This is a genomic window from Burkholderia arboris, assembly GCF_902499125.1.
GTDB classification, from domain to species: Bacteria; Pseudomonadota; Gammaproteobacteria; order Burkholderiales; family Burkholderiaceae; genus Burkholderia; species Burkholderia arboris.
Genome location: NZ_CABVPX010000040.1, coordinates 25,946 through 51,648 on the forward strand (window position 1 = coordinate 25,946; position 25,703 = coordinate 51,648).

The window sequence follows — 25,703 nt, forward strand, 5'->3', positions numbered from 1 at the left end:
ATCGCGAGTCGTATCAGAACGCCGGCACGCCCTGCGCGAGCGTCGCGACGAACTTCGCGGTGCGCGGGTCGCGCGGCCGGCCGAACAGGTCGCGCGAGGCACCGGCTTCGACAATGCGACCGCCCGCGAGGAACACCGCGTCGTGCGCGATCGATGCGGCGAGGCGCAAGTCGTGCGTGGCCATCAGCATCGTCGTGCCTTCGCGTGCGAGCTGGCGCAGCACCTCGACCACTTCGACGGACAGCTCGGGATCGAGCGCCGACGTCGGCTCGTCGCACAGCAGCACCTGCGGCGACGGCGCAAGCGCGCGCGCAATCGCGACGCGTTGCTGCTGGCCACCCGACAGCGTACCGGGCCACGCGTCGGCCTTGTCCGCGATGCCGACCTTCTCCAGCAGCGCAAGCGCGCGCTCGCGCGCCCGTTCGCGCGGCCAGCGCTGCACGGTCACGAGCCCTTCCATCACGTTCTGCACGACGCTCAGGTGCGGAAACAACTGGAAGTTCTGGAACACCATGCCGGTCTGCCTGCGCACCGCGAACACCGCGTCGCGCGACGGCCGGCGCCCCGGCGCAAATTCAATGCGCGCATCGCCGACCGCGAGCGTGCCCGCCTCCGGCACTTCGAGCAGGTTCACGCACCGCAGCAGCGTGCTCTTGCCGCTGCCGGACGGCCCGATCAGCGCGGTCACGCTGCCCGGCTGCAATGCGAGGTCGATGCCGCTCAGCACGCGATGCGCGCCGAACGACTTGTCGATATGGTCGAGACGGATCACCGCAACTCCGCCTGGAACAGCGCGTGACGGCCGAAGCGGGCTTCGAGGCGGCGTTGCAGCGTGGACAGCACCGAACTGAACAGCAGGTAGATCAGCGCGGCTTCGGTATAGAGGATCAGCGGCTCGTATGTCACGGCCGCGATCCGCTGCGCCGCCTGGAAAATCTCGGGCACGGTCAACACGGCCGCGAGCGACGTGTCCTTCACGAGCAAGATGAACGAATTCGACAGCGCGGGCAACGCCACGCGTGCGGCCTGCGGCAGGATCGCGCGGCGCAATGCCTGCGCGCGCGTCATCGCCATCGAGTACGCGGCCTCCCACTGCCCCTTCGGCATCGATTCGATCACGCCGCGAATCACCTCGGCGTTGTACGCGCCGACGTTCAGCGAGAAGCCGATCACGGCGGCCGTCAGCGGGTCGAGCACGATGCCGACGTTCGGCAATCCGTAGAAGATCACGAACAGCTGCACGAGCAGCGGCGAGCCGCGGAACAGCCAGATATAGAAGCGCACGGCGGCCTGCGCCCAGCGCGGCCCGAACAGGCGCGTGAGCGCCGCGCCGAATGCGAGCAGCAAGCCGATCGCGAACGACGCGAGCGTGAGCGGAACCGTGAACACGAGCCCTGCGTAGAGCAGGGGCCGCAGCGATTCCGCCATCAGGTGCAGCCAGGCCGGCATCGTTCAGTCTCGCGTCACGGCTGCGACACGTCGCGGCCGAAGTACTTCTGCGAGATCTTCGCGTAGGTGCCGTCGGCCTTGATGTCCGCGAGCGCCTTGTCGATCGCGGCCACCAGCGCGGGGCTGCCCTTGCGCAGCAGCACGCCGGACGCGTCGCCGGCACCGGTCTTGTCGGTCGCCGCGACCTTCAGTTTCGCGTCGGGCTTGTGCTTGCGGAAATCGAGGTACGACAGCGAATCGTTGATCGTCGCGTCGACGCGCCCGGACGTCAGCAGGTCGATCGATTCGTTGAAGCCCTGCACCGGCACCACGTCGGCGCCATGCGCGGCCGCGAGCTTGCCGAAATTGCTCGTCAGCGTGTTCGCGGATTTCTTGCCCTTCAGGTCGTCGAACGAGCGGATCGCCGTGTTGTCCGCGCGCACGATCAGCACCGCGTGCGACGTGATGTACGGGGACGAGAAATCGTATTTCGCCTTGCGCGCGTCGGTGATCGACACTTCATTGACGACCGCGTCGTAGCGGTTCACGTCGAGGCCCGCGATCAGTCCGTCCCACTTGCCTTCGACGAACTGCGGCTTCACGCCGAGGCGCTGCGCGATCGCCGTGGCGATATCGACGTCGAAACCCGTCAGCTTGCCCGTCTCGTCGTGGTACGTGAACGGCGCGTAGGTGCCTTCGGTGCCGACCCGGAACACACCGGCCGACTTGATCTGCGACAGGTCGTCGGCAGCCAGCGCACTGGTGGCCGCAGTGGCCTGCAGCAGCGCGACGATCAGGATGGAGCGGAGGAATTTCATGGTGCGGACCCCGAATGATTGGAGAGAATCATCCCGCCGGCACGCCTGCGCCGTTCGAGAAGTCCGCGAATTCTACCGACGCGTTGGAGCACGGCAAAAACGCAAATCGGCTAACGATATGAGCCGATCGAATAACGCCCGCACCGGCTGCGAAGCCGGCGCGGGCGCCTTACACGCCACTTACCACGGCAGCGAGTACGTCTTCGTATTCGTGAAGCTCTTCATCGCTTCCTGCACGCCTTCCTTGTACCCGAGCCCCGAATCCTTCACGCCGCCGAACGGCGTCAGTTCGAGCCGGTAGCCGGGCACTTCGCGCACGTTCACGCTGCCGACTTCCAGCTCGGTGATGAAACGCGTGATGTTGTCGAAGCGGTTCGTGCACACCGACGACGACAGCGCGTAGTCGGTGCTGTTCGACATCCGGATCGCTTCGTCGATGTCGCGAAAGCGCATGATCGGCGACACCGGGCCGAACGTCTCGTACTTCACGAGCGGCATGTCGGGCGTCACACGGTCGATCACCGTCGGCGAATACAGCGCGCCGTCGCGCACGTTGCCGACCAGCAGCCGCGCCCCGCGCGAAATCGCGTCATTCACCTGCTGCTCGCAGAACTTCGCGGCCGCCTCGTCGATCACCGTGCCCATGTCGACCGACGGATCGGATGGATTGCCGTACGACCACGCACGCGTCTTCTCGACAACAAGCTCGGTGAAGCGATCGGCCACCGACTCGTGCACGAGCATCCGCTTGATCGCCGTGCAACGCTGCCCTGAGTTCTTGTACGAGCCCGACACCGCGAGCGTGCTCGCCTCGTCGAGATCGGCGTCTTCCATCACGATGATCGGATCGTTGCCCCCGAGTTCGAGCACCGCGCGCCGGTAGCCCATCCGCGATGCGATCGACTTGCCGATCGACACGCCGCCGGTGAACGTGATGAGATCGATCGCCGGGTTCGTGATCAGCTCGTCGGCGATCTCCCTCGGGTCGCCGGTAATCACCTGCAGCATCTGCGGCGGCAAGCCGGCCTCATACAGGATGTCGGCAAAGAGGTAACACGACAGCGGCACCTTCTCCGACGGCTTCACGACGATCCGGTTGTTGGTCGCGACCGACGGCACGATCTTGTGCGCGACCTGGTTCATCGGGTGGTTGAACGGCGTGATCGCCGAAATCACGCCGAGCAGCGGATCGCGCTGCGTGTACACGCGGCGTTTCTTGCCGTGCGGTGTCAGGTCGCACGAAAAGATCTGCCCGTCGTCCTTCAGCACTTCACCGGCGCCGAACGTCAGCACGTCGGCCACGCGGCCCGCTTCGTACGTCGAATCCTTGATGCACAAGCCGGCCTCTGCCGTGATCAGCGCCGCGATCTCCGCCGTGCGCGAGCGCACGATGTCGGCCGCACGGCGCAGGATCGCCGCGCGGTCGTGGCGCGTAAGCGTCGGCCGGTACGCACGCGCGACCGCAAACGCGCGGCGCACGTCGTCCAGCGTCGCCTTCGGCACGGTGCCGACCAGCGTGCCGTCGTACGGGTTACGCACCTCGATCACCGCGTCCCGATGAATCCGCTCTCCATTGATTCGCAGTGCTTCGCGACGAATCTCGCGGACGTCCGTCGATGCTGCAATGGCGTTCATGAATATGTCCCCTTACGGATGCATGCGTATCACTGCAGATGGTTGAGCGCGATGTCGATGATGTCGAAGTTGCGCAGCCGCGCGCGGCCCGTGACGTCGGTCGCGACCGGCTTGCTGAAGATCAGTGGCACGATCTGCTCGGAGATGCCGCCGTGCGAACGCAGCGGCACGTCGAGGCCCGACAGGTCGTGCTTGATGCGGCGCGTGCCGAGCACGACGTCCTGCTTCGAGATCACGATCAGGTCGCCCATCCGCGCGGGCGGCAGCTCGAAGCGCGCGCAACCTTCGGCGCCCGTCAGCACGACCTCGATGCCGTCGACCGCGGCAAGCCGCGCGCGCAGTGCGTCGGCATCGGCCGTCGCCGGCACGTAGACGGTCGCGAACGAACCGAGCGCGCCGTGGTGCACGACGTACGGATCGGTGATCGGCAGGATCACGCGCGCCGCGTCGTGGCCGAGCCACTCGTCGAACAGCTCCTGCAGGTAGATCACGTTCGGCTCGCCGGTCTCGTCGTCGTGCTTCGCGTTCATCCCGTGGTCGGCCGTGATCGCGACGATCGCGCCGAGTTCGTCGAGGCGCCGCAGGTACGTGTCCATCATTGCGTAGAACGCGTTTGCGCCTTCCGTGCCGGGCGCGCACTTGTGCTGCACATAGTCGGTGGTCGACAGGTACATCAGGTCGATCGGGCGCGTCTCGAGCAGGCGCACGCCGGCCGCGAACACGAATTCCGACAGGTCCGCGCTGTACACGCTCGGCACCGGCTTGCCGACCAGCTCGAGCACGTTGTCGATACCGTTTTCCTCGACGCTCGCCTCGTCGGCCTTTTCCGACGAGAAGCAGATGCCCTTCAGCCCCTTGCCGAGCAGGCGGCGCAGCTTGTCCTTCGCGGTGACGACCGCGACGCGCGCGCCCTGTTCGGCGAAGGTCGCGAGCACGGTGGGCGCGACCAGGTACTTCGGATCGTTCATCAGCACCTCGGCGCCGGTGTCGCGATCGTAGAAGTAGTTGCCGCTTATGCCATGCACTGCCGGCGGCACGCCGGTCACGATCGACAGGTTGTTCGGATTCGTGAAGCTCGGCACCACGCACTCGCCCTTGAGCGCCGTGCCCGGCTTCAGCAGCGTGCGCAGGAACGGCGCAACGCCGGCCTCGGCAGCTTCCTCCAGATATTCGTATGCGCAGCCATCGACGCAGACGACCACCACGGGCCGGCTCATCCAGTTGTAGCGGCGGCCGTTCACTTCCACGGATACAGGCGTTTCAATCATGACGTTCATTCCTTTCAGTTCGAAGGGTAGAGCCGTCGGCGCCCGCGTCGCGCCGAAGGGAGGTGTTTTCCATGCTTGACATTAAAATTGATGATTTGTAGATTGTCAACAACATGCAGAGAACAGAAAGCAAAACAATGGTGTAGCAAGAGGGCTGGTCTCCACTCATCCGCCGTGTGCCGCGGCGCCACAGTCAAGGGGTCTGAAGATGAACGAAGTGCCGGTAAACAAGCGTTTGAATGCATGGGCGGCGGGCGCGGCCCGTTTCGCGCTGGCCGCGGCGGTCGCGCTCGGCGCCGCGCAGGCGGCGCACGCGAAGACGTCGCTGCTCGTCTACACCGCGCTGGAAGACGAGGCGATGAAGCCCTACAAGGACGCGTTCGAGAAAGCGAACCCCGATATCGAGATCCGCTGGGTGCGCGACTCGACCGGCTCGGTCACCGCGAAGCTGCTCGCCGAGAAGAACAACCCGCGCGCGGACGTCGTGCTCGGCCTCGCCGCGTCGAGCCTCACGCTGCTCGACCTGCAGGGCATGCTGATGCCGTACACGCCGAACGGCTTCGACCAGCTCACGCGCAAGTACAGCGATGCGAACACGCCGCCGCACTGGGTCGGCATGGACGTGTGGGGCGCGACCATCTGCTACAACCGCGTCGCCGCGCAGGCGAAGAACATCCCGAAACCGACGTCGTGGGAAGACCTGACGAAGCCCGTCTACAAAGGCGCGATCGTGATGCCGAGCCCGGTCTCGTCGGGCACCGGCTACCTCGACGTGACCGCGTGGCTGCAGACCTTCGGCGACGACAAGGGCTGGAAATTCATGGACGCGCTCGACAAGAACGTCGCGCAGTACGTGCACTCGGGCTCGAAGCCGTGCACGCTCGCCGGCACCGGCGAATTCCCGATCGGCATCTCGTTCGAGTTCCGCGGCCACGAACTGCAGTCGCAGGGCGCGCCGATCGATCTGGTGTTCCCGAAGGAAGGGCTCGGCTGGGACATGGAAGGCACGGCGATCATGAAGACGACGAAGCAGCCCGATGCGGCGAAGAAGCTCGCCGATTTCATGGCGAGCAAGGAAGCGAACCAGATCACCGCGCGCTGGTGGGCAATCGTCGCGTATCCGGGCGTCGCGCGGAAGCTGGCCGGCATCCCCGACAACTATTCGGAGCTGCTCGTGAAGAACGACTTCGTGTGGTCGGCGAAGAACCGCCAGTCGATCCTCGATACGTGGCAGAAGCGCTACGGGGCGAAGGCGCAGCAATGACGCGGCCATGACGCCGCGACCGGCAGCGGGGCCGCGCAGCGCGCCGCCCCGCGTCACTCTTCCCCTCGTCGAATCCGGCCCCCGGGCCGCCCCAGCATGGAGGCGCGCATGGCACCTTATCTGAGCGTAGAACGCATCGAGAAGCGGTACAACGACACGCAGGTTCTCACCGACATCAACCTGAGCGTGATGAAGGGCGAGATGATCTGTTTCCTCGGGCCGTCCGGCTGCGGGAAAACCACGCTGCTGCGGATCATCGCGGGGCTCGAAACGCAGAACGCCGGCCAGATCATGCAGGACGGCCGCGACATCTCGCGGCTGCCGCCGCAACTGCGCGACTACGGCATCGTGTTCCAGTCGTATGCGCTGTTCCCGAACCTCACCGTGTACGACAACGTCGCGTACGGGCTCGTGAACCGGAAGATGAAGCGCGAGGCGATCCACGAGCGCGTGCACACGCTGCTCGCGCTGGTCGGTCTGCCCGACAGCCATCGCAAGCATCCGGGCCAGCTGTCCGGCGGCCAGCAGCAGCGCATCGCGCTGGCGCGTGCGCTCGCGACGTCCCCCGGCCTGCTGCTGCTCGACGAGCCGCTGTCGGCGCTCGACGCGCGCGTGCGCGTGCGGCTGCGCCAGGAAATCCGCGCGCTGCAGCAGCGGCTCGGCGTGACGACGATCATGGTCACGCACGACCAGGAAGAAGCGTTGTCGATGGCCGATCGCATCGTCGTGATGAACCACGGCGTGATCGAACAGATCGGCACGCCGCTCGAAATCTACCGGCAGCCGGCTTCGCCGTTCGTCGCCGACTTCATCGGCCGCGTCAACACGATTCCCGCCGAAGTCGCGCAGGACGGCACGCTGCGCGCGGGCGCGGTCGGCCTCGACTGCCGTCATGGCACGGCCCGCCCCGCACAAGGTGCGGCGGTGTCGGTCTACGTGCGGCCGGAAGACCTGCGCATCCGCGTGCCGGGCGAGACGGCCGACAACGTGCTGGCCGGCCGCGTCGAGAAGCTCGAATTCCTCGGCGCGTTCTGCCGCGTGAGCTTCCGGATCGACGGGCTCGACGGCCAGGAAATCGTCGCCGACCTGTCGTATCACGACGTCGACCGCACCGGCGTAGCGGCCGGCGCGCGCATCGACCTCGCGCTCGATCGCGAGCATGTCCGCGTGTTCCCGTGCGCGAAGGAGCGACTGCAATGAGCACCGTCCTGACCGAGCGCCGCCGCGGCGCCTCCGCCCCCGCCGACGTGCGGCAGATCACACACTGGCACGACCGCATCGCGCAGCTCGCGCTCGTCACGATGGCCGCGCTGATGTCGCTGTTCCTGCTGCTGCCGCTCGCGCTCGTCGTGCAGAAATGCTTCGTCGACGCGGACGGGCGTTTCGTCGGCGCGCACAACTTCGTCGAGTACCTCGAGGACAGCGGCGTGCTGCGCTCGATGCTGCATTCGCTGACGGTCGGCGCACTCGTCACGATGATCGTCGTGCCGATGGCGTTCACGTTCGCGTATGCGCTGACGCGCTCGTGCATGCCGCTGAAGAACGCCGCGCGCACGATCGCGCTGCTGCCGCTGCTCGCGCCGACGCTGCTGTCGGCCGTGTCGTTCATCTACTGGTTCGGCAACGCGGGGCTGCTGAAGCCGCTGCTGCACGGCCATTCGATCTACGGGCTGCCGGGCATCGTGCTGAGCATGGTGTACGCGTCGTTCCCGCACGTGCTGATGATCCTCGTCACCGCGCTGTCGCTCGCCGACGGCCGGCTCTACGAGGCCGCCGACGCGATGGGCACGAGCCGCATCCGCAAGTTCTTCACGATCACGCTGCCCGGCGCGAAGTACGGGTTGATCAGCGCGACGATGGTTGCGTTCACGATGTGCATCAACGACTTCGGCGTGCCGGTCGTGATCGGCGGTTCGTACAACGTGCTGTCGACCGACATCTACAAGCTGATCATCGGGCTGCAGGATTTCAACCGCAGCGCGGTCGTGAGCCTGATGCTGCTGTGTCCGGCGCTGGTCGCGTTCGGCGTCGACTTCTTCATCCGCCGCCGCCAGCAGTCGCAGCTCGGCGCGCGCTCGACGCCGTACCAGCCGAAGCCGTCGCGCGGCTTCGACGCCGCGATGCTCGCGTACTGCACGCTCGTGTGCGCGTTCTTCATCGCGGTGGTCGGCATCTCGGTATTCGCGTCGTTCGTGAAGTTCTGGCCGTACCAGATGAGCCTCGGGCTGCAGCACTACAAGATGGGGCTGATCGGCGCCGGCATCTTCGACGCGTACAAGAACAGCCTGCGGATGGCCGCGACGGTGGCGGCCGGCGGCACGATCGTCGTGTTCGGCGGCGCCTACCTGATCGAGAAGACCCGCGGCGCGCGCTGGCTGCGCGGCTTCATCAGCCTGTGCGCGATCCTGCCGATGGGCGTGCCGGGGCTCGTGCTCGGCATCAGCTACATCTTCCTGTTCAATGCGCCCGGCAATCCGCTGAACGGGCTGTACGGGTCGCTGTGGCTGCTCGCGATCGTCACGGTCGTCCACTACTACGCGTCGAGCCACCTCACCGCCGTTACCGCGCTCAGGCAGATCGACAGCGAGTTCGAGGCCGTGTCCGCCTCGCTGAAGGTGCCGTTCTACAAGACCTTCCTGCGCGTGACGGTGCCCGTGTGCCTGCCCGCGATCCTGCTGATCGCGCGCTACCTGTTCGTCAACGGGATGACGACGGTCTCGGCCGTCGCGTTCCTCTACTCGCCGGACACGCAACCTGCATCGGTCGCGATCCTGAACCTCGACGACGCGGGCCAGATGGGCCCGGCCGCCGCGATGGCCACGCTCGTGCTCGCGACCTCGTCGTTCGCGTGCGTGCTGTTCGCCTGCATCTCGCACCGCCTGCTGCGTCGCACGCAAGCGTGGCGCACCCCGCATCGCCGTTGATTCCCTGCCGCATCCACGTGACGTCCCGACTTCATCAAGGAGACACCATGACGCTCGCCGCCCAGCCCATCCTGCTCACTCCCGGCCCCCTGACGACCTCCGACGCGACGCGCGACGCGATGCTGCGCGACTGGGGGTCGTGGGACAGCGACTTCAACGCGATCACCGCGCGGCTGCGCGAACGCCTGCTGCAGATCGTGCACGGCGAAGGCACGCACGAATGCGTCCCGCTGCAAGGCAGCGGCACGTTCTCGGTCGAAGCGGCCCTCGGCACGCTCGTGCCGCGCAACGGCCACGTGCTCGTGCCGAACAACGGCGCGTACTGCCAGCGCATCGCGAAGATCTGCCGCGTGCTCGGCCGCAAGCTGACGACGATCGACTACCGCGAGGATCGCCGCGTCGATCCGGCCGACGTCGAGCGCGCGCTCGCCGCCGATCCGACCATCACGCACGTCGCGCTCGTGCACTGCGAGACCGGCGCCGGCGTGCTGAACCCGCTGCACGACATCGCGCAGGCCGTCGCGAAGCACGGGCGCGCGCTGATCGTCGATGCGATGAGCTCGTTCGGCGCGCTCGACATCGACGCGCGCACGACACCGTTCGACGCGGTGATCGCGGCGTCCGGCAAATGCCTCGAAGGCGTGCCGGGCCTCGGCTTCGTGATCGCGAAGCGCAGCACGCTCGAACGCTGCGAAGGCAACAGCCATTCGCTCGCGATGGACCTGTACGACCAGTGGGTCTACATGCAGCGCACGACGCAGTGGCGCTTCACGCCGCCGACGCACGTGGTCGCAGCGCTCGACGCGGCCGTCGCGCAATACGTCGACGAAGGCGGGCTCGCCGCGCGCGGCGGCCGCTACCAGCGCAACTATCGCGCGCTGATCGACGGGATGCTCGCGCTCGGCTTCCGGCCGTTCCTCGATCCGGCGATCCAGGCGCCGATCATCGTCACGTTCCACGCGCCGGACGATCCCAACTACGACTTCAAGCGGTTTTATCAGGAGGTCAAAAAGCGCGGCTACATTCTGTATCCGGGCAAGCTGACCGAAGTCGAAACGTTCCGCGTCGGCTGCATCGGCCACTTCGGCGAAGCCGGGATTCCGGGCGCCGTCGCGGCGATCGCCGACACGCTGCGCGCGATGGGTGTGCGCCGCGTATCGGCCGAAGCGGCGGCCTGACGCGACGTGATGCGATACCCCGGCCGCGTGCCGATATGCGCGCGGCCAACTCCGCCGCCTCTCGCCACGCGGCAGCCAGGTTTTCCGGCCGTGCACGTGCACGGCCCCGACCCTTATTGAAGAACCATCCGATGCGACCCTTCTGGATCGAACAAGCACTGTTCAACGACGGCGATCTCGCCCCCGCGCTGCAGGGCGCAACGCAGGCCGACGTCTGCATCGTCGGCGGCGGCTTCACCGGGCTCTGGACCGCGATCCAGGCGAAGCAGCAGAACCCGGCGCTCGACATCGCGATCGTCGAAGCCGACCTGTGCGGCGCCGGCGCGAGCGGCCGCAACGGCGGCTGCCTGCTCACGTGGTCCGCGAAATTCCTGACGCTGCGGCGCCTGTTCGGCGAAGCCGAGGCAATCCGGCTCGTGAAGGCGTCGGAAGCGGCCGTCCAGCACATCGCCGATTTCTGCCGCGCGCACGACATCGACGCCGAACTTCGGCTCGACGGCACGCTGTACACGGCGACGTCGCGCGCGCAGGTCGGCACGCTCGCGCCGGTGCTCGACGCGCTCGCCGCGTGCGGCATCCACAGCTACGAGCCACTGCCGGCCGCCGAAGTCGCGCGCCGCTCGGGCTCCGCGCGCAATCTCGACGGCGTCTACTCGCCGATCGCCGCCACCGTGCATCCCGGCAAGCTCGTGCGCGGGCTGCGCCGCGTCGCGCTTGCGATGGGCATCCGCATCTACGAGCGCACGCCGATGCTCGACTTCACGCCCGGGCAGCCGGCCGTCGTGCGCACGCCGTCGGGCAGCGTCACGGCGGGCAAGCTCGTATTCGCGATCAACGCGTGGATGGCGAGCCGCTTTCCGCAGTTCGAGCGCACGATCGCGGTCGTGTCGAGCGACATGGTCATCACCGAGAAATGCCCGGCACTGCTCGAGAAGACCGGGCTCGTGGACGGCGTGTCGGTGCTCGATTCGCGGATCTTCGTCTACTACTACCGCACCACCGCCGACGGCCGGCTGATGCTCGGCAAGGGCGGCAACACGTTCTCGTGGCGCAGCCGCATCGCGCCGGTGTTCGACCAGCGCTCGCCGTACGAGGCGCAGCTCACGCAAAGCCTGCGCGAGTTCTTTCCGTCGCTCGCGGGCGTGCCGGTCACCGCGAGCTGGAACGGCCCGTCGGATCGCTCGGTCACGGGTTTCCCGTTCTTCGGCCGCCTCGACGACGCGCCGAACGTGTTCTACGGCTTCGGCTATTCGGGCAACGGCGTCGGGCCGACCTACATGGGCGGGCAGATCCTGTCGTCGCTCGTGCTCGGCCTCGACAACGCGTGGACGCGCAGCCCGATCGTGCGCGGCCCGCTCGGCCATTTCCCCCCGGAGCCGATCCGCTATGTCGGCGCGCACGTCGTGCGCAACGCGATCCGCCGCAAGGAGCGCGCGGAGGACGAGAGCCGGCAGCCGTCGACCGTCGACACGTGGCTCGCGAAGTTTGCGAGCGCGGCCGGGAAGGCCGACAAGGCGTGACGGGAGGGCACCCTGCGCGGGGGATCAGGGAGACGCGGACGACGCGCCAGGCGCTATCCCGCCGCCAGCTTTTTGAGCCCTCGCCTCGACCGAATCGCAAGCGAGGAAAGCCCATCCATGGCGCAAGTCCAAGCTCCAACATCGTGTTTCCCGCAAAACGGGCAACCCATTATTCGAATTACCGCACATCGATGAGACATGTCCCAATACGGACATAACTGACAAATAGATTCACCATTCATCCAATATTTATTTTTTGATTTAATATCTCGATTTTAAAATCAAAACCACCATGATAGGGTTTCGTGAATTCGAAAAATAATTAATGCACTTCATTCTTCATGCACCCGCGATCAATCATCGAGATCCTGATTAGCGACTCCCGATCCGTCTCTAGAGGATCTCAGTTCGGACATGCCGCGATCGCGATCGACGGAATCGTATACGGCAGGGCACACCCGGGATGGGACGTCGATAACATCCTGAGCTATCTGAATCGCCAGCAAACCAAGATGCAACGCGACACCATCGGCAATCTCCTCACTAGCTCCGAGGATGAGAAGAAAATCATCCTTTCCGAGATCAAAAGACGGTGACATGAAAACAAACCATAATCGCTCGTCGACAATAATTGCTCGTCGAACATAGCCGAATTACTGGGCAAGGCGGGAATTCTGGCTTATGACCCAAGATGGCAACTGCCGGGTATCATAGCCCCTGCGGATTTGATGACCGGTCTGCGCCACTCGAAACGCCTGATTGGAATCCGACGATATCCAAAAAAATGATGCGCTTTCTGCTATTCGCCGCACTCACCATGACGATCGGTGCGTGCTCGAAATATAAGGATGAGAACTGGACGGCGCTTCAGGACATGCCTGCGTTTGCCGAGCCAAACGACGATAGAACCCAACCGATCTTTACGATCAGGAATGGTGAGTCCTGTGTTCCATTGACGGATCGCGTTGCCAAAATCTACGCATACACACAAGTGCGCTGCGAATCCGGCACAGGCTGGGTTCTGGACGATGCCTTCGATAAACGACACGGCAAATGATCGCCTGCTGTCGACCCTTGCATTCGGCCCGGGCATCGTCGATTTCGACCGTCGCCACGCCCGTCCGACGCAACCAGCGAGCCAGTCGCAACTCGCCATGCAAGAACAGAGGGCAATGATCGGCAGGTCAACGCTCTTTCACCATCACTGCACTGCACTCGCTCACGCGCCGGCCTTCTCCCGCGCCGCCTTGCCCGCGGCGGGCAACCCCTGCTCGTGCGTGCGGCGCATCCGCGCAAGACCGTGCGCGACGTGCTCGCGCACGAGCGCGACGGCCTTCTCCTCGTCGCCGCCGGCCAGCGCCTGCACGATCTTGTCGTGCTCGGCCGCTGACACCGAGATCGCATCTTCCTCGGCCTCGATCGCGGCCTGGCGCAGCAGCCCGAGCTGGCGCACCAGCCGGCGATAGGTATCGGTGAGGTGCGTATTGCCGACACCGACGACCATCGCATCGTGGAACTGCACGTTCAGCTCGGTATAGCGCGTAACGTCGTGCGTCTTCGCGGCATCTTTCATCGACTGGATGATACCCTTCAACACCTTCAGCGTATCGGGCGAGATGCGTTTCGCGAGCGCGCGTGCGACAGATTCGTCGAGCATCGCGCGCACTTCGTAGATTTCCTCGGCCTCGCGCAGCGGCACGACGCGCACGGTCACGCCGCGGTTCTTCTCGTTGCGCAGCAGGCCGGCCTGCTCGAGCGCACGAAACGCTTCGCGCACGGGGCCGCGCGACACGTTCAGCTTCGTCGCGATCTCGACTTCGTTGAGCTTCTCGCCGGGCGCGTATTCGCCGGAGACGATCGCGCGCTCGAGCATGTCCTGGACGATCATCGCGAGCGACTGGCTTTGCAGGAGTTCGATGGCGCTGAGCGCGTTCGGGGAAGTCATGGTCGGGCAGGCAGCAACGCTGCGGTAGAAAACGAGGGCGCCATATCGGCGAATGATCCTTATATACCCTCGGCCCCGCACATTGTCAACAGTTTTCAGTTTCCAATAGCCAATTCCGCCTGCCGGAACGCACCCGGCGGGCGGCGATCGGCGATCGCGGGGCGGGCGAACCTGCCCCGCCCCGCGCGACGTACGGCCGTCAGGCCGTGTGCTTCACCGGCCCCGGATCGCTGTGGCTCGGCCGGCCCGTCTCGACGTGGCCCGCGAAGCGACGCACGACCTTGTCCTCACCGCCGCGCAGCGTCGTCGCGGTAATCGTCAGATCGTACCAGCCGTGGCTCGACGACAGCTCGAAGTGCCCCTCGACGCGCTCGCCCGGCTCCAGCGTGTAGGTGCGCGCATGCGCATGGCTGTACGCGTTGTCGACCGTCACGCGGCACGTCGCGCGGCCGCTGTTGCGCAGTTGCAGGTACACGTGGCGGTTGCGCACGTCGTAGCCGATCTTCGCTTCGGGGTTCGCGTGGCGGCCGTCCGCCGCGAGCCGCGTGTTGCCCTGGAACTCGCACAGATAGCCGTTCGGGCCGTAGGCGGCGAGATGGTACTCGCCGCGCGCGGCCGACGTGCTCCACGTATCGACGAAGCGGTCGTGCGCGGACACCGCATAGCGGCGCGGCGGCGTTGCCGGGTTGCGGCGGTCGTACACGTAGAACGCGGCGCCGGCATCACCGGTATTCGCGAAATCGAGCGACACGGTGTCGTCATGCGCGCCCACGCGGCTGTGCACGAACAGCTCATACGGCAGCGCACGCGCCGGACGCGTGCCGGGCTCCTGCGCCGGCATCGACTGCTGCGCGGGCACCTGGTACGCCTGGCCAGCCGTCGCGATGTGCTGCGGCACCGTGAAGCTCACCGTGCGCGTGTCGGGACGCGCGGAGAAGTCGAATGCCGACGTGAGGTCGCCGCAGATCGACCGGCGCCAGGCGCTGATGTTCGGCTCCTTCACGCCGAAGCGTGCTTCGAGGAAACGCAGCACCGACGTATGGTCGAACGTCTCCGAGCAGACCCAGCCGCCCTTCGTCCACGGCGAGATGATGATCAGCGGCACGCGCGGCCCGAGGCCGATCGGCTGGATGCCGCCCGGGTCCGCGCCCGGCACGAGCGGGCTCATTTCGCCCGGATACTTGTTCAGGTCGAGCAGCTCGTCGCCGAGGTTCGACAGCAGGTTCGACGACACGATGCCCTGTCCGCCCACGCCGCTCGTGACCGGCGGCACCGGCGGCACGACGTGGTCGAACAGCCCGTCGTTCTCGTCGTAGTTGAGGATGAACACCGTCTTCGCCCACACCTCCGGGTTCGACGTCAGCGCCTCGAGCACCATGTTGATGTAGAACGCGCCGTCCGTCGGCGAGGCCTGCGGGTGCTCGCTGTACTTGTACGGCGACACGATCCACGATACCTGCGGCAGCCGGTTCGCCTGCACGTCGGCCTTCAGCTCGGCGAGCGTGTGATCCGACGCGCCCTTGTCGACCAGCGGGCCGCTCGCGCCTTCCTTCACCTGGAACTTCTTGAAGAACATCAGCGAGTTGTCGGTGTAGTTGTCGGTCGGGTCACCCGGAATGCCCGTGCCGCCCTGGTACACCTTCCAGCTGACCTTCGCGTTCTCGAGGCGCTCGGCATAGGTCGTCCACGTGTAGCCGTTCACGTCGTCGCGCTCGCCGATGCCCGGGCCGTTCGGCGGGTTGCCGTAGATGTTGCGCGGGTCGACCGTGCCGGTCCACAGGTAGATGCGGTTCGGCGCCGTGTCGGCGTGCGCGGAACAGAAGTACGAATCGCAGATCGTGAACGCGTCGGCCAGCGCGTAGTGGTACGTGAGATCCTGGCGCTTCAGGTAGCCCATCGTCAGCACGTCCTGCTTCTGGTTCACCCACTGGTCCCACTGGCCGTTGTTCCAGGACAGGTGGCCGCTGCTCCAGCCGTGGTTGGTGCCCGGCTGGAATTCGGTCGTCTGCTTCGGGTCGAGGTAGAACGGCAGCACGTACGGCGCCGACGGATCGAGGCCGCGCGAATGGTAGTTCTTCGTGAACACCGATGCCGGCGGCTGTTGCCACACCGGCGCGCCGCTCGGCAGCAGGTGCGGACGCGGGTCGTTGAAGCCGCGCACGCCGCGCAGCCCGCCGAAGTAATGGTCGAACGAACGGTTTTCCTGCATGAAGATCACGACGTGTTCGACGTCGCGGATCGTGCCCGTGCGATAGGCGGCCGGCATCGCCAGCGCATTGCGGATCGCGGGCGGGAAGCCCGCATAGGCGGCCATCGCGCCGGCCGACTGCGCGGCGAGGCGAAGGAAATCGCGTCGATTGTTCGAGGACATGAAGAGAACCCTGTTGTCGATAGGAGTGGGGGCGCCGGTCGAGCGGGGCCGGCGGTGGTACGTTGCCGCTATTACCCCGCACCGGCATGTCCCGGCCGTGACCGGTTACCGCAGGTTTCTTTTGGTTACCCACAGGATTTTTTGGAAGCGGCGCACGACGCACCTTTCATGCGGCCGACACACGCGTGCGCTACGCTGACGCGCGATACAGAGGGGAGAAGCCGAGTCGTGTTCGATCAGCTGAAGGCGTTCCACGCGACCGTCCGGCAGGGCAGCATCACGCGCGCCGCGCGCCACCTGGGTGTCAGCCAGCCGACGATTGCCGCGCAGATCCGGCAGGTCGAGCAGGTGTACGGCGTCGAGCTGTTCTACCGCAGCGGCCGCAAGCTCGAGGTGACCGAAACGGGCATCGAGCTGCTGCCGCTCGTCGAGAAGATGATCGCGCTCGAGGCGCAGGCCGACATCATGCTGCGCAACGTCGGCGGCCGGTTCGAAGGCCACCTGCGGATCGGCGCGACGGGCCCGTACTACATCATGGATGCGGTCGGCCGGTTCTCGAGCGCGCATCCGTCGATCGCGCTCACGTGCCGGATCGGCAACTCCGAGGAAATCCTGCAGGCGCTGCAGGAGTTCCGCATCGACCTCGCCGTCTCGTCGCAGCGCAATGACGCCGACGGCCTCGAACGCAAGGTGATCTCGACCGATCCGCTCGTGCTCGTCGTGCACCGCAACCATCCGCTCGCGCGGTTCGACGCGATCGATCCGGCGCAACTCGCCGACGTGCGGCTGCTGATTCGCGAGGAAGGGTCGGTCACGCGCCGCTGCACGGAGACGATTCTCGCGGCGGCAGGTGTGTCAGCCGTGTCGGTTGCCGAGATCGGCAGCCGCGAAGCGATCCGCGAGGCAATCCTGCACGGCGTAGGCGGCAGCCTGTTTCCGCTCGGTGAGGCCGAGCGCCATCCTGACCTGCGCGTGATCGCGCTGCGCGGCGTCGATACGACGATCGACGAATACGTGTACTACCTGAAAGCGCGCCGCCAGAGCCCCGCGATCGACGCGTTCCTCGCATGCATCCTGCCGGACGGCGCCGAAGCAGCCGGCGCATCCGACCACGGACAACCGGCGCGGCGGGCGAACGCGCGCTGACCTGCCGCGCGTTCGCCGGTTCCGCATCTGACTGGCGCTTTTCCCGCGCCTTCCCTCGTTTTTCCTCGTGCCTTCCTTCTGTCGTTGCGCTCACATCATTTCGGCAATGCCGGAATCATCCACGTCAGCACGTGCTGCTGCAGGAACACCAGCACGCCGAGCAGCAGCGTGAGAATCACGCTGTGCCAGAAGGTGCGCGCAAACACGACACCTTCCTGCCCTTTCAGGTCCGTCGTCGACACGCCCGTCGCGATGTTCTGCGGCGAGATCATCTTGCCCATCACGCCGCCCGACGAGTTGGTCGCGGCCATCAGCACCGGATCGAGGCCGAGCTGCCGCGCGGCCACGACCTGCAGGTTGCCGAACAGCGCGTTGCCCGACGTGTCGCTGCCGGACAGGAACACGGCGATCCAGCCGAGCGACGCGGACACCAGCGGGAACAGCGCCCCCGTCGACGCGACGCCGGTGCCGAGCGTGTAGCTGATCCCCGAGTAGTTCAGCAGGTACGCGAGCCCGACGATCATCATCACCGTGACGATTGCGATCCACGTCTGCCGCCATGTCTTCACCACGCATTCGACGAACGCGCCGGCGCCGGTGCGCGTGAGCGCGGCCGTGATGATCGCCGACAAGAGGATCGCGGTGCCCGTGCCGAGCGGCTGGAAGTCCCAGATCGCCGCGTACGGCTTGTGATACAGCGACACGAACACCGCGTTGTGCAGGCCCGGCCACTTGATCTTCACGTCGCCGATCGCCGCGATGTTCGCGTGCACCCACACGATCACGACCACCGACACGACGATCCACGGCAGCCAGCCGCCGAAGCCCGCGCGCGCGGCGCCGGCCGCGGCAGGCACGCTGCGCGCGAGCGCGTATTGCGGATCGGGCTGCGGCTTCCACACCTGCAGGAAGCCGATCGTCACGATCAGCGACGTGAGCGACGACAGCACGTCGGTAAGCTGGTAGCCGAGGAAGTTCGACGTGACGAACTGCGCGAGCGCGAAGCTGGCACCCGACACGAGCAGCGCCGGCCACAGCTTCGAGATCGAGCGCAGCCCGCCATACGCGCCGACCACGTAGAACGGCAGCAGCAGCGCGAAGAACGGCAACTGGCGGCCGACCATCTGCGCGAGCGTCGCGGGCGGCAACGACGTGACCGCGCCGAGCACGGTGATCGGCACGCCGAGCGCGCCGAACGCGACCGGCGCCGTGTTGAACAGCAGCGTATAGGTGAGCGCTTCGAGCGCGGGGAAGCCGAGCGCGATCAGCAGCGCGCTCGTGATCGCGACCGGCGTGCCGAATCCGGAGATCCCTTCGAGCAGACAGCCGAACGAGAACGCGACGACGAGCAGCACGAGGCGGCGGTCGTCGGGCAGGTTGTCGAGCATCCACTGCCGGAACTGGTCGAAGCGGCCCGACTTCACCGCGATGTTGTACAGCAGCAGCGCGTTGAAGACGATCCACATCACCGGCACGACCGCGAGCGCCATGCCGGCGCCGACCGCATTGAACGCGAGCCCGGCCGGCATACCCCACGCGCCGATCGCAACCGCGAGGCCCGCCACGAGCCCGGCGAGCGACGCTTGCCACGCGGGGCGACGCAGCACGCCGAGCGCGATCAGCGCGACGGCAATCGGGATCGCGGCGACGAGGAACGACAGCAACAGCGAGTTGGCAATGGGCGTCAACGGCTGCGCGAAGACGATGCCGGGCGGTAGGGCGTCGGTAGGGTTCATCGTGTCTCCAGATGTCGACCCGAGTTGGCGCTTCAGCGCATACTCGGGTCCCATGCCTTGTGCGGTCGACCCGGGTTGGCGCTTCAGCGCGTACTCGGGTCCCATGCCTTGTGCGGTCGACCCGGGTTGGCATGCCGATGCCCCGGGTTCGGTACAAGGCGATGTCCTGCAATCACGACGGCGATCAGGCGCTTGTGCGCGCAACGACATCGCACAGCCAACCGATCGGTCGCTTAAAAAAGGTTAGGAGGCGCGCGGCGCTTGTACAAGGGGGACAAGCCCGATGCGTGACGACCCGATGCGGCCGTTGCGCCGCACGATGACCGGTGGATGGCGGCCGGCTGTCACGTTCGACAGGCAGCCCGGTCATGCCGCCGCCCGCGCAATGTTGCGCGCACGACAAAGGTGACTGACTGCAACGAGGGTGTTTCGTTTGGCATCCGAAGCCTAGACTGGCTGCATCGATTCCGGCCGGGCCAGACACGGCGCGGCACCGGAACCGCTCGGAGCAAACACGATGAAGACGATGAAACACGCGGCATGCGCATTCCTGCTGATCGGCGCAGCCTTCGCCGCCCATGCGCAGTCGGCCTCGACGGTAACGCGCGCGCAGGTCCGCCAGGAACTCGTGGAACTGCAGGCCGCCGGCTACCGCACGAGCCTCGCAAGCAGTCCCGACTTTCCGGAGAACATGCAGGCGATCATGCAGCGTGCCGCGCAGGCGCGCGGCGAGGATGCCGGCTACGGCAGCGACAGCCGGGCAAACGTGGAATCAGGCAAGCCGGCGCTGCCGCATGCGATCGATCGCGGCACGTACGCGCATCACTGACCGATGACTGAAGGAACCGGATGGATCGCACGGCAGCGGCGCGGCGCACCTGCGCCGGCCGCGTGTGCGCTCGTCAGACGCTGAAGCGGTTCAGCGTATAAGCGCGGTAGGCCGCGACGAACGCGTCGAACGATCCGGCCTCCTTCGCTTCGAGCTCGGCCTGCTCGGCCAGCGACTTCGCGGCGAGCGCCTGCTCGGTGCGCAGCGTGTCCGCCGACGGCGGATGCGCGCGGAAATGCGCGGCATGCGCTTCGCTCTGCGCGAGCGCGAACCCGAGGAACGACTGGCCGTGCTCGCGCATCGTGCGCAGCACGCGTGCGGACGGCGTACGTTCCGGATCGGCGAGCTTCTCGCGCTGCGCGGCAATCGCGCGCGCATGCTCGTCGCCACCGCGGATCTCGTCGAGACGGCGGCCGATGGTTTCGATATCGGCCATCAGCTCGTCCGCCCACTGCTGCATCGTGACCGACTGGCCGTCGCGCGTGAGCGTGAGCCCCGGCTTGCGGCCTTCCATCGTCACGCTGCCGAAGTTCGCGTTCGCTTCCTTGTACGCCTCGCAGTCGAGCGGCGCGCTTTCGTCCAGCGCGCACGCGAGCAGGAATGCATCGATGAAGCGCGCGGTTTCCAGCGCGATGCCGGTCGGCTCGAACGGATCGATGTCGAGGCAACGCACCTCGATGTACTGCACGCCGCGCGACGCGAGCGCATGCAGCGGCCGCTCGCCCGAATACGTGACGCGCTTCGGCCGGATCGTCGAGTAGAACTCGTTCTCGATCTGCAGCACGTTCGTGTTGATCTGGATCCACTCGCCGTCGCGATGCGTGCCGATGGCCTCGTACGCCGGATACGGTTCGCTCACGGCCTTCGACAGCGCGTCGAGATAGCCCGGCAGCGTGTTGTAGTCGACGTGCAGCGCGGCCTGGGCCGTCGTGTTCGAGTAGCCGAGATCGCTCATCCGCAGGCTCGTCGCATACGGCAGGTACAACGTATCGGCGTCGAACGTGTCGAGCTTGTGCGGCTTGCCGCGCAGGAATTTCGTGTCGAGCGCCGGCGACGCACCGAACAGGTACATCAGCAGCCAGCTGCGGCGGCGGAAGTTGCGGATCTGCGCGAGATAGCGTTCCGACTGGTAATCGACGAGCGTGGCCGTCGAGCCTTCATCCGCGTGCAGGCGCCGCCACACTTCCTCGTGCAGCGAGTAGTTGTAGTGGATGCCGGCGATGCACTGCATCGTGCGGCCGTAGCGATACGCGAGGCCGCGTCGGTACACCGTCTTCAGGCGGCCGATGTTCGACGAGCCGTAATCGGCGATCGGAATCTGGTCGTCGGCCGGCAGCAGGCCCGGCATCGAGTCGTTCCACAGCATCTCGTCGCCGAGCGACGCATACACGTAGCGATGCAGATCGTCGAGGCGTTCGAGCGTGATCGCGGCGTCGCGCTCGGCAGGCGTGATCAGTTCGATCAGCGCCTCGGAATAGTCGGTCGTCAGCGCCGGATGCGTGAGCGCCGAACCGAGCGCGCGCGGATGCGGCGTGAACGCGATCATCCCGTCGCGCGTCACGCGCAGGCTTTCCTTTTCGATGCCGCGCAGGCCGTCGGGCAGATGCTGCCGCGTCGGGCCCGAGCTCAGTGCTTCGAGGCGATTCAGCAGCAGTTCGGACTGGCGGTGAGTCATGGTGTTCGACATGGAGACGCAAGTGCGTGACGGCCGCGCGCAGAACGCCGCGCGCGGCCGGCTGGATTGTTGGTCGCTTCGTTGGTAGCGGGCACTTTAACATCTCGCCGAAACACGCGCTTGAGGTGGCTCCAGGCACGGTGCGCGGGCCGGAGCGGGCCGCCGGACGGGGCGATCGCGGTTGTCGTAACCGGTGCGACCGGTTCCAGGCGGCGCGGATCGTCACGCCGGCCGGCCGAATTCGTCGGACGGAACGCGAGCAGCGAACAGGTGGCGGCAGGTGCAACCGCGCGGCCGAACCGACCGGAAAACGATGCATGCGCCTGCATCGCGCGCGCGACCTCCGGCTGGCGCCGGATTCGATGAATCGCCTCGACGGCCCGCATTCGGCGGGTAGCTTGACGAGGCCAGCCCGGCCTGCGCAACGGGTTGCATCGCGGCCCGGTCCGGTCGCACCCGGCCGCACCGGGCGGGCGCCGCGCTCACCCGCCGCGCGCGCCGCCCGCCCGGTCGGCCACTTCGTTCCACAGATGCAGCGCCGCATACGCGCGCCACGGCCGCCAGCCGTCGGTGCGGCGCTTCTGGCTGGCGAGCCGGTCGAGCGCCGGATCGCGCGCGGCGATCGACTGCATCAGCACGAGATCGGAGGCGGGCCACGCGTCCGGGTCGCGCCACGCGCGCATCGCGATGTATTCGACGGTCCACGGACCGATACCCGGCAGATCGAGCCACGCACTGCGCAGTGTCGCGAGATCGGCATGCGCGCGATCGACCGGCACGTCGCCGGCCGCCACCGCGCGCGCCACGCCCGTCAGTGCCGCCACCCGCTTGCCGGGCATCCCGATCTTGTCGAGATCGCACGCGGCCAGCGCGTCGGGGGCCGGGAAACGCCACGCCGGCGCGCCGTCGTCTTCATGAATCACCCGCTCGCCGGCCCGTTCGACGAGCCTTCCGACGATCGTCGTCGCGGCCTTCACGCTCACCTGCTGGCCGACGATCGCACGTACCGCCAGCTCGAACCCCGACCACGCGCCGGGCACGCGCAACCCCGGCGCGGCCTCGACGAGCGGCGCGAACCACGGATCGCGCGCGAGCCCGCCGCCGATCGCGGCCGGATCGGCGCCGAGGTCGAACATCGTCGCGACGCGCGCGGCGAACGCATCGTCGACATGGCGCGCGACGGCCCCTTCGACGGTCGCGATCAGGCAATGCTTGCGCGGATGTTTCGTGACGGTGAGCCGGCCGGCATCGCCGTGCAGGTCGACGATGCGACGGTACACGCCGTCCGCGACCTGCTCGACACCCGGAATCGCGCGCCCGCTGAAGAAACGCAGCACGCGCGCCCAGTCGTACGGCGCCTTGTAGCGCAGCTCCATCTGCGCGGACGGCGGCACCTGGCCGCCGTTCGCGATGGACGCAATCGTTGCTTGATCGATGCTCAAACTGCACTGCCCTCCGTCACGGCTTCGGCTTCATCGTTGTGGACATGACGCGCTTCGGACGCGAGCAGCGTCGCCTTGCGGCGCACGCCCCAGCGATATCCGGCGAGCGCGCCGCCCTTTTGCACGACACGGTGGCACGGAATCGCCAGCGCGACCGGGTTCGACGCGCACGCGGACGCGACCGCCCGCACCGCGCGCGGCGAACCGAGCGACTCGGCAATCTCCGAGTAGCTGCGTGTTTCGCCGTACGGAATATGCGTCAGCGCTTCCCACACGCGCTGCTGGAACGCGGTCGGCGCGATGTCGAGCGGCAGGTCGAATGCGTGCCGCGTGCCGTCCAGGTACGCGCGGATCTGCGCGACGAACGGCGCGAGCCGCGTGGACGCTTCGACCAGTTCGGCGCGGGCAAATGCGTCCTTCAGCTCGCCGACGAGCGCCGCCGGTTCGTCGCCGAACGCGATCCGGCAGATGCCCTGATCGGTCGCGGCGACGAGCACCGTGCCGAGCGACGTCGGCGCGGTCGCATACTCGATCCGCAGGCCCGCGCCCTGGCGGCGGAACGCGGACGGCGCCATCCCGAGTTCGCGCGGCACCGATGCATAAAGCCGCGACGGCGAGTTGAACCCCGCGTCGACGGCCGCCTGCGTGACCGGCTGCCCGCTTTGCAGCGCCTGCCGCAGCGCGGCGCCGCGCTGCGCGGCCTGGTACTGCCGCGGCGACACGCCGACCACGCGCTTGAACAGCCGCTGCAGGTGGAACGGGCTCACATGCACGGCATCGCTCAGTTCCTGCAACGTGAGCCGCTCCGCGTGCGCGTCGAGCACCGCGCATGCGCGGTTGACGATCTCGAGCTCGCGCGGCAGCCCTTCCGGCTGGCAGCGCTTGCAGGGCCGGAAGCCGGCCGCGCGTGCGGCCGCCGGATCGGCGAAGAAGGACACATTCTCGCGGCGCGGCAGCCGCGACGCGCAGGTGGGGCGGCAGAACACGCCGGTCGTGCGCACAGCATAGAAGAACGCGCCGTCCGCATGCGGATCGCGCTCGGTCACGGCGCCCCAGCGGGCATCGTCGGTCGGATAGGCGGTTTTCATCTGAACCTCGCACTCTCTAGTGTAGATGGTGCCTACTCTAGACATCGGCGCATGCCGTCGCGCCCTGAATCTTGCTCTGTGATTCGCGGCGGCGAACCGGGGACACATCGATCAGAAATAAATCCGACAAAACGCCCGAAGCGGCTGCTCCGGCGCGGTTTTCGTCATCGCCCCGTCACCCTTTTGCTGCAGTGCGGATGCGACAAATCGCCGTCCTGACGTTTTTTTGCATTCGGAATATTGCGTCGCACCATCGCCGTGTGTATAGTTGGAACTGTCTCCTCCATGTCTCCTCCTGATATGGATTAAGCCCGCTCCGCACTGCGTGAGCGGGCTTTTTTTCGTCTGTCGATTGTGCCGTGTTCCGGCCGGCGGCGCAGGCGCGATGCGTCTACACTCGATGCTCGTCGACTGCGAAGGAGTATCCGTTCATGAAGCCCACCATCCGCGGGATCGATCACATCGTGCTGCGCGTGACCGACATGGCGGCGATGACGCGCTTTTACTGCGACGCCGTCGGCTGCCATGTGGAAAAGGAGCAGCCCGATCTGGGCCTCGTGCAGTTGCGCGCCGGCGATGCGCTGATCGACCTGCTGACGGTCGGCGGCCCGATCGACCGCCCCGACAGCGGCCCGCCCGGCACGGGGCGCAACCTCGATCACCTGTGCCTGCGCGTCGAGCCGTTCGATCCCGACGCTTTGATCGCCCATTTCGCCACACATGGCGCGCGGCCGGGCGCCCCGGCGGAACGCTACGGCGCCGGCGGCTACGGGCCGTCGATCTACCTGTTCGATCCCGAAGGCAACATGGTCGAATTCAAGGGGCCGCCGGCCGCGATCGGCTGAACGCGGCCGGCGCGCGGGCCGTCACGCGTCCGCGCGCGCCTTCAGCACGGTCCATTCGACCGCGACCGGGTCATGGTCGGCGCTCGAGATCCACGCAGTGCCGTCCTGCACCGTGCACTGCAGACGCATCGTGCGCTCCGCGAGCCGCCCGAGCGCGGTCGCGACGCCGTCGGTGAGCGACAGCACCTGCACGTTGCGCAGCCGTTCGACCTTGCTGCGCACGCCTTGCCACCAGATATCCGACGTCTTGCCGCCATACGCGATCACCGTGACCTGGCCGGCACGGCCGGCCGCCTTCGAGATGCGCCGTTCGTCGGGCTGGCCGGCCTCGATCCACACGTCGATCGCGCCCGTCAGGTCCTTCTGCCACAGATCGGGCTCGTCGACGTCCGACAGCCCCTTGCAGAATTCGAGCCGCTCGTGCGCGAACAGCGCGAACGCGACGATGCGCACCATCATCCGGTCGTCGGTTTCCGACGGATGGCGCGCCACCGTCAGCGCGTGATCGGCGTAGTAATGCCGATCCATGTCGGCGATTTGCAGTTCGGCTTTGTAGATCGTGGATTTCAGCGCCATGCGGAGTCGGCCCGG

General features: G+C 66.9%; 22 protein-coding genes. 9 read left to right on the forward strand and 13 right to left on the reverse strand.

The window, feature by feature from the left end; translation table 11 throughout:
- Positions 1-13: 13 nt before the first annotated feature.
- The 5 genes from BLA15945_RS33180 to phnA all read right to left on the reverse strand — a co-directional run bounded on the left by BLA15945_RS33180 (position 14) and on the right by phnA (position 5,149).
- Positions 14-772: an amino acid ABC transporter ATP-binding protein gene (locus BLA15945_RS33180; RefSeq protein WP_174994338.1), complete on the reverse strand. Its 759-nt coding sequence runs from the start codon at positions 770-772 to the stop codon at positions 14-16.
- Complete coding sequence (locus tag BLA15945_RS33185; RefSeq protein WP_174994339.1) at positions 769-1,449, reverse strand: amino acid ABC transporter permease; 681 nt, start codon at positions 1,447-1,449, stop codon at positions 769-771. The genes BLA15945_RS33180 and BLA15945_RS33185 overlap by 4 nt, the downstream gene beginning before the upstream one ends.
- 14 nt (positions 1,450-1,463) lie before the next feature.
- The gene (locus BLA15945_RS33190; protein WP_059232886.1) at positions 1,464-2,246 is read right to left on the reverse strand and encodes an amino acid ABC transporter substrate-binding protein; all 783 of its coding nucleotides are present in this window, start codon (positions 2,244-2,246) and stop codon (positions 1,464-1,466) included.
- Positions 2,247-2,426: 180 nt separating this feature from the next.
- A complete protein-coding gene (gene phnY, locus BLA15945_RS33195; RefSeq protein WP_174994340.1) occupies positions 2,427-3,881 on the reverse strand; it encodes a phosphonoacetaldehyde dehydrogenase in 1,455 nt (484 codons plus the stop codon).
- 29 nt (positions 3,882-3,910) lie between these two features.
- A complete protein-coding gene (gene phnA, locus BLA15945_RS33200) occupies positions 3,911-5,149 on the reverse strand; it encodes a phosphonoacetate hydrolase (RefSeq protein WP_059236570.1) in 1,239 nt (412 codons plus the stop codon).
- A 208-nt stretch (positions 5,150-5,357) separates the two neighbouring features.
- Here phnA and BLA15945_RS33205 point away from each other — a divergent pair, with 208 nt between their 5' ends.
- The 5 genes from BLA15945_RS33205 (at position 5,358) to BLA15945_RS33225 (ending at position 12,035) form a co-directional block, all read left to right on the forward strand.
- On the forward strand, positions 5,358-6,413 hold the full coding sequence (locus BLA15945_RS33205) for a putative 2-aminoethylphosphonate ABC transporter substrate-binding protein (RefSeq protein WP_174994341.1): 1,056 nt from the start codon (positions 5,358-5,360) through the stop codon (positions 6,411-6,413).
- 108 nt (positions 6,414-6,521) lie between these two features.
- Positions 6,522-7,613, forward strand: a complete 1,092-nt coding sequence (locus BLA15945_RS33210; protein WP_059236568.1) for a putative 2-aminoethylphosphonate ABC transporter ATP-binding protein — start codon at positions 6,522-6,524, stop codon at positions 7,611-7,613.
- On the forward strand, positions 7,610-9,337 hold the full coding sequence (locus BLA15945_RS33215; RefSeq protein ID WP_174994342.1) for a putative 2-aminoethylphosphonate ABC transporter permease subunit: 1,728 nt from the start codon (positions 7,610-7,612) through the stop codon (positions 9,335-9,337). The genes BLA15945_RS33210 and BLA15945_RS33215 overlap by 4 nt, the downstream gene beginning before the upstream one ends.
- A gap of 47 nt (positions 9,338-9,384) precedes the next feature.
- Complete coding sequence (locus BLA15945_RS33220; RefSeq protein ID WP_174994343.1) at positions 9,385-10,515, forward strand: 2-aminoethylphosphonate--pyruvate transaminase; 1,131 nt, start codon at positions 9,385-9,387, stop codon at positions 10,513-10,515.
- A 131-nt stretch (positions 10,516-10,646) separates the two neighbouring features.
- Positions 10,647-12,035 (forward strand): FAD-dependent oxidoreductase, encoded by a 1,389-nt coding sequence (locus BLA15945_RS33225; RefSeq protein ID WP_174994344.1) that lies wholly within the window; start codon positions 10,647-10,649, stop codon positions 12,033-12,035.
- A gap of 353 nt (positions 12,036-12,388) precedes the next feature.
- Here the strand turns inward: BLA15945_RS33225 and BLA15945_RS33230 are convergent, their stop codons facing one another.
- Positions 12,389-12,634 (reverse strand): hypothetical protein, encoded by a 246-nt coding sequence (locus BLA15945_RS33230; protein ID WP_174994345.1) that lies wholly within the window; start codon positions 12,632-12,634, stop codon positions 12,389-12,391.
- Positions 12,635-12,819: 185 nt separating this feature from the next.
- On the opposite strand from BLA15945_RS33230, the gene BLA15945_RS33235 reads away from it, so the two are divergent.
- Positions 12,820-13,092 carry a hypothetical protein gene (locus BLA15945_RS33235; RefSeq protein WP_174994346.1) on the forward strand — a complete coding sequence of 91 codons (273 nt, stop codon included), beginning with the start codon at positions 12,820-12,822 and terminating at the stop codon, positions 13,090-13,092.
- A gap of 162 nt (positions 13,093-13,254) precedes the next feature.
- Here the strand turns inward: BLA15945_RS33235 and BLA15945_RS33240 are convergent, their stop codons facing one another.
- Together BLA15945_RS33240 and BLA15945_RS33245 are read right to left on the reverse strand one after the other, a co-directional pair.
- The gene (locus tag BLA15945_RS33240; protein WP_174994347.1) at positions 13,255-13,980 is read right to left on the reverse strand and encodes a phosphonate utilization associated transcriptional regulator; all 726 of its coding nucleotides are present in this window, start codon (positions 13,978-13,980) and stop codon (positions 13,255-13,257) included.
- Positions 13,981-14,179: 199 nt separating this feature from the next.
- Positions 14,180-16,351 (reverse strand): phosphocholine-specific phospholipase C, encoded by a 2,172-nt coding sequence (locus tag BLA15945_RS33245; RefSeq protein WP_059232880.1) that lies wholly within the window; start codon positions 16,349-16,351, stop codon positions 14,180-14,182.
- Positions 16,352-16,579: 228 nt separating this feature from the next.
- On the opposite strand from BLA15945_RS33245, the gene BLA15945_RS33250 reads away from it, so the two are divergent.
- Positions 16,580-17,497, forward strand: coding sequence for a LysR family transcriptional regulator (locus tag BLA15945_RS33250; RefSeq protein WP_174994348.1), 918 nt, complete (start codon positions 16,580-16,582; stop codon positions 17,495-17,497).
- A 95-nt stretch (positions 17,498-17,592) separates the two neighbouring features.
- On the opposite strand, the gene BLA15945_RS33255 is transcribed toward BLA15945_RS33250, so the two are convergent.
- Positions 17,593-19,233, reverse strand: a complete 1,641-nt coding sequence (locus BLA15945_RS33255; RefSeq protein ID WP_059232878.1) for an L-lactate permease — start codon at positions 19,231-19,233, stop codon at positions 17,593-17,595.
- Positions 19,234-19,750: 517 nt separating this feature from the next.
- Between BLA15945_RS33255 and BLA15945_RS33260 the strand changes: the two genes are divergently transcribed.
- The gene (locus BLA15945_RS33260; protein WP_059232877.1) at positions 19,751-20,062 is read left to right on the forward strand and encodes a DUF4148 domain-containing protein; all 312 of its coding nucleotides are present in this window, start codon (positions 19,751-19,753) and stop codon (positions 20,060-20,062) included.
- 73 nt (positions 20,063-20,135) lie between these two features.
- Here BLA15945_RS33260 and gshA read toward each other — a convergent pair whose 3' ends face one another.
- The 3 genes from gshA to ada form a co-directional block, all read right to left on the reverse strand.
- Entirely contained in the window at positions 20,136-21,749 is a 1,614-nt protein-coding gene (gshA, locus tag BLA15945_RS33265) for a glutamate--cysteine ligase (RefSeq protein ID WP_059232876.1), read from the reverse strand.
- Positions 21,750-22,219: 470 nt separating this feature from the next.
- Positions 22,220-23,179 (reverse strand): DNA-3-methyladenine glycosylase family protein, encoded by a 960-nt coding sequence (locus BLA15945_RS33270; RefSeq protein WP_174994349.1) that lies wholly within the window; start codon positions 23,177-23,179, stop codon positions 22,220-22,222.
- The gene (gene ada, locus BLA15945_RS33275) at positions 23,176-24,267 is read right to left on the reverse strand and encodes a bifunctional DNA-binding transcriptional regulator/O6-methylguanine-DNA methyltransferase Ada (RefSeq protein WP_174994350.1); all 1,092 of its coding nucleotides are present in this window, start codon (positions 24,265-24,267) and stop codon (positions 23,176-23,178) included. Before ada ends, BLA15945_RS33270 begins: the two co-directional genes overlap by 4 nt.
- Positions 24,268-24,698: 431 nt before the next feature.
- On the opposite strand from ada, the gene BLA15945_RS33280 reads away from it, so the two are divergent.
- Entirely contained in the window at positions 24,699-25,112 is a 414-nt protein-coding gene (locus BLA15945_RS33280) for a VOC family protein (RefSeq protein ID WP_174994351.1), read from the forward strand.
- A gap of 21 nt (positions 25,113-25,133) precedes the next feature.
- On the opposite strand, the gene BLA15945_RS33285 is transcribed toward BLA15945_RS33280, so the two are convergent.
- Positions 25,134-25,688 carry a YaeQ family protein gene (locus BLA15945_RS33285; protein WP_059232872.1) on the reverse strand — a complete coding sequence of 185 codons (555 nt, stop codon included), beginning with the start codon at positions 25,686-25,688 and terminating at the stop codon, positions 25,134-25,136.
- Positions 25,689-25,703 lie beyond the last annotated feature (15 nt).

What these genes read in the sequence shown, in the direction of transcription:
- BLA15945_RS33185 (WP_174994339.1), bottom strand. Translation starts at nt 1,449, where the DNA reads ATGCCGGCCTGGCTGCACCTGATGGCGGAATCGCTGCGGCCCCTGCTC.
- BLA15945_RS33190 (WP_059232886.1), bottom strand. Translation starts at nt 2,246, where the DNA reads ATGAAATTCCTCCGCTCCATCCTGATCGTCGCGCTGCTGCAGGCCACT.
- phnY (WP_174994340.1), bottom strand. Translation starts at nt 3,881, where the DNA reads ATGAACGCCATTGCAGCATCGACGGACGTCCGCGAGATTCGTCGCGAA.
- phnA (WP_059236570.1), bottom strand. Translation starts at nt 5,149, where the DNA reads ATGATTGAAACGCCTGTATCCGTGGAAGTGAACGGCCGCCGCTACAAC.
- BLA15945_RS33205 (WP_174994341.1), top strand. Translation starts at nt 5,358, where the DNA reads ATGAACGAAGTGCCGGTAAACAAGCGTTTGAATGCATGGGCGGCGGGC.
- BLA15945_RS33210 (WP_059236568.1), top strand. Translation starts at nt 6,522, where the DNA reads ATGGCACCTTATCTGAGCGTAGAACGCATCGAGAAGCGGTACAACGAC.
- BLA15945_RS33215 (WP_174994342.1), top strand. Translation starts at nt 7,610, where the DNA reads ATGAGCACCGTCCTGACCGAGCGCCGCCGCGGCGCCTCCGCCCCCGCC.
- BLA15945_RS33220 (WP_174994343.1), top strand. Translation starts at nt 9,385, where the DNA reads ATGACGCTCGCCGCCCAGCCCATCCTGCTCACTCCCGGCCCCCTGACG.
- BLA15945_RS33225 (WP_174994344.1), top strand. Translation starts at nt 10,647, where the DNA reads ATGCGACCCTTCTGGATCGAACAAGCACTGTTCAACGACGGCGATCTC.
- BLA15945_RS33230 (WP_174994345.1), bottom strand. Translation starts at nt 12,634, where the DNA reads ATGTCACCGTCTTTTGATCTCGGAAAGGATGATTTTCTTCTCATCCTC.
- BLA15945_RS33235 (WP_174994346.1), top strand. Translation starts at nt 12,820, where the DNA reads ATGATGCGCTTTCTGCTATTCGCCGCACTCACCATGACGATCGGTGCG.
- BLA15945_RS33240 (WP_174994347.1), bottom strand. Translation starts at nt 13,980, where the DNA reads ATGACTTCCCCGAACGCGCTCAGCGCCATCGAACTCCTGCAAAGCCAG.
- BLA15945_RS33245 (WP_059232880.1), bottom strand. Translation starts at nt 16,351, where the DNA reads ATGTCCTCGAACAATCGACGCGATTTCCTTCGCCTCGCCGCGCAGTCG.
- BLA15945_RS33255 (WP_059232878.1), bottom strand. Translation starts at nt 19,233, where the DNA reads ATGAACCCTACCGACGCCCTACCGCCCGGCATCGTCTTCGCGCAGCCG.
- BLA15945_RS33260 (WP_059232877.1), top strand. Translation starts at nt 19,751, where the DNA reads ATGAAGACGATGAAACACGCGGCATGCGCATTCCTGCTGATCGGCGCA.
- gshA (WP_059232876.1), bottom strand. Translation starts at nt 21,749, where the DNA reads ATGTCGAACACCATGACTCACCGCCAGTCCGAACTGCTGCTGAATCGC.
- ada (WP_174994350.1), bottom strand. Translation starts at nt 24,267, where the DNA reads ATGAAAACCGCCTATCCGACCGACGATGCCCGCTGGGGCGCCGTGACC.
- BLA15945_RS33280 (WP_174994351.1), top strand. Translation starts at nt 24,699, where the DNA reads ATGAAGCCCACCATCCGCGGGATCGATCACATCGTGCTGCGCGTGACC.
- BLA15945_RS33285 (WP_059232872.1), bottom strand. Translation starts at nt 25,688, where the DNA reads ATGGCGCTGAAATCCACGATCTACAAAGCCGAACTGCAAATCGCCGAC.